Origin of the sequence: Mesorhizobium sp. M7D.F.Ca.US.004.03.1.1, from assembly GCF_003998635.1 — a bacterium.
Classification (GTDB): domain Bacteria; phylum Pseudomonadota; class Alphaproteobacteria; order Rhizobiales; family Rhizobiaceae; genus Mesorhizobium; species Mesorhizobium loti.
In genome coordinates, this window is the sequence record NZ_RZQG01000822.1 from 1 (window position 1) to 2654 (window position 2654).

Below are 2654 nucleotides of genomic sequence, written 5' to 3' on the forward strand. Positions count from 1 at the left end.
GGAACGGGTCTGGCGGCGTTTCGCCGACACCGAGGCGCTGCTCAAGCGCGGCGGCCGCGTCACCGAAGTCACGCCCACGCACTACAAGGTGCACGGCCTCTCCGATTTCGCCCGGCTGGGCGACATCGTCGAGCAGCGCGGCCATGCCGGTGCGCGCCGCGGCGAGATCGTCAAGATCAGCCGTGACGAGGTCGTCGTGGCACCCTTCGAACGCAGCGCCGATGCCGGCATCGGCGATGCCGTGTTCCGCCGCGGTCCGCTCGCGGTGGCGCCGCATGCCTCGTGGCGTGGCCGCACCATCGACGCGCTCACCAGGGCAATCGATGGCGGCCCGCCCCTGGTCAGGGGAGACGACGCATCGAGCGCCCAGACGACGCCCGGTGCCATGGCACGGCAGCGTGTCGGCACCGCTTTCATGACCGGCGTCAAGGTCATAGACATCTTCACGCCGCTCTGCTTCGGCCAGCGCCTTGGCATCTTCGCCGGCTCCGGCGTCGGCAAGTCGACCCTGCTTGCCATGCTTGCCGGCGCCGACGCATTCGACACCGTCGTCGTGGCGCTCATCGGCGAACGCGGCCGCGAAGTGCGTGAATTCCTCGAGGATACGATCGGCGACAGCATGGCCAAGACCGTCGCCGTCGTCGCCACCAGCGATGAAAGCGCCATGATGCGCCGGCGGGCGCCGGACTCAGCCATGCGCGTCGCCGAGCATTTTCGCGACCAGGGGCACCGCGTGCTCCTGGTGCTGGACTCGATCACCCGCTTCGCTCACGCCTTGCGCGAGGTGGCGACGGGGACCGGCGAGCCGCCGGTCGCCCGCGGCTATCCGGCCTCGGTGTTCACCGAGCTGCCCAAGCTGCTCGAGCGCGCCGGGCCAGGCGCGGAAGGCAAGGGGTCGATCACCGCCATCATCTCCGTGCTGGTCGACGGCGACGACCACAACGATCCGGTTGCCGATTCCGTGCGGGGCATCCTCGACGGTCATGTCGTGCTCGACCGCACGATCGCCGAACAGGGCCGCTATCCGCCGGTCAATCCGCTCTCGTCCATATCGCGGCTGGCCGGAAAGGCCTGGAGCGTCGAACAGCGCGCGCTGGTGACAAGGCTGAAGTCGATGATCTCGCGCTTCGAGGACACGCGCGATATCCGCTTGCTGGGCGCCTATCAGGGCGGCGTCGATGCCGAGCTCGATATTGCCGTGCGCCAGGTGCCGCTGATCTACGAGGCACTGACGCAAGCGCCGAAGGATCGTCCGTCGATCGACCCGTTCTCCGATCTCGCCCGCCACCTCAAGAGCAAGCTGAACGCCGATGCCGGAGACTGAACGCGAATATACCGAGCGCATCCTGCGCGACATGATCGCCGAGGCCAATGCCGCCGCGGAAGCCCGGGCTGACGAAGCCCGGGCTGCCAAGGCAAAGGCTGCCCGTGCCATAGCTGCCAAAGCCGAGGCCGTTCTGGCCAGAGCCGTAAAGCCAATCCTGCCACGGGCTGCCAAAGCCGATCCTGTTCCAGGAAGGGCCGCCGAGCCAGCTCTGCCCAGGGCTCCCCAGGCGGAGGCCGCCGAGATGACACAGGCCAGCCGCGACTCGCTGATCGACGGTCTGTTCCCGCTCACCGAATGGCCGCAGCCACCAAAGGCGCAGTTTCCCCGGCTGAACAAGAAGTCCGATCGGCGCAGCGATCTCGTCATTGCCGCGCTCGGCATCACGCTCGGGCTGATCTGCGCTTTGTTTCCCTGGTACATCTTCTTCAACCAGGACCAGTTCGGCGTCCAGGCGATGAAGTTCGGCGGCACCGGCACCAATTCGGGACGGGCGGGCGGCGGCGTGGTCGCCCAACGCAGCGCGCCGCTGACGGCAAAGGACGTCCCGGCGGCCAATCTCGACCTGCTTGCCACGGGAACCGTGCAGGATGACACCAATCCAGCACCTGCGCCCGGTGAGCAACCCTTTCCCGCCGACGCGGCGAAATTCCGCATGGTTCATGTCGCCAACGGCCGCGCCATGATCGAGGACGACGCTGGCCTCTGGATCGTCCAGCGTGGCTCGATACTGCCCGACTCCAGCCAGGTATCCTCCATCGAGCAGCGCAACGGCAAATGGGTCATGGTCACCAGTGCCGACCAGGTGATCGAACTCTCCAAGTAAACGCCCCATCTCAGGCCTCCGGCCATCCGCAAGGTCCGCGCAAGACTGGCGGCCTAGTCTTCGGGAACACGCCCGGAGATTCTCATGGAGCCCGTTTCCCTTTTCGACCTCGCCGCCAAGCAAGCCCAGTGGCTGGCCGTGCGCCAGTCCGCCGTCGCCGGCAACATCGCCAACGCCAACACGCCGGGCTACACGGCAAACGATGTCGAGCCGTTCGAAAAGGTGCTCGACCGCACAGCCGTATCGCTGCAGGCCACGCAGGCCGGCCATCTCGGCAACGCAGCGACCAATGCCGGCTTCACCATCAAGCCGCAGGAAGATGACGGCGTCGTCATGCCGTCCAAGAACTCGGTCGTGCTGGAAGACCAGTTGCTGAAGGCCGGCGAGGTGCGCCGCTCCTTCGAACTCAACACGGCGATCGTCAAGGCGTTCCATTCGATGATGATGATGGCGGTGAAGAGCTGACCATGGACGCGCTGACCGCAGCTCTCAAAGTCGCAGCAT

Annotated in this window: 3 protein-coding genes; all 3 read left to right on the forward strand. The window is 66.6% G+C overall.

What is annotated here, in order from left to right; all coding sequences use genetic code 11:
• A partial coding sequence (gene fliI / locus EN935_RS30380; RefSeq protein WP_127373938.1) for a flagellar protein export ATPase FliI occupies window positions 1–1324 on the forward strand: 1324 nt, incomplete at its 5' end.
• Complete coding sequence (locus EN935_RS30385) at window positions 1311–2150, forward strand: hypothetical protein (protein WP_109659406.1); 840 nt, start codon at window positions 1311–1313, stop codon at window positions 2148–2150. The genes fliI and EN935_RS30385, both read left to right, overlap by 14 nt.
• Window positions 2151–2234: 84 nt before the next feature.
• A complete protein-coding gene (gene flgB / locus EN935_RS30390; protein WP_109659404.1) occupies window positions 2235–2615 on the forward strand; it encodes a flagellar basal body rod protein FlgB in 381 nt (126 codons plus the stop codon).
• The last annotated feature ends 39 nt before the right edge of the window (window positions 2616–2654 follow it).

Coding starts and splice junctions, on each gene's coding strand:
- EN935_RS30385 (WP_109659406.1), top strand. CDS start 1,311: ATGCCGGAGACTGAACGCGAATATACCGAGCGCATCCTGCGCGACATG.
- flgB (WP_109659404.1), top strand. CDS start 2,235: ATGGAGCCCGTTTCCCTTTTCGACCTCGCCGCCAAGCAAGCCCAGTGG.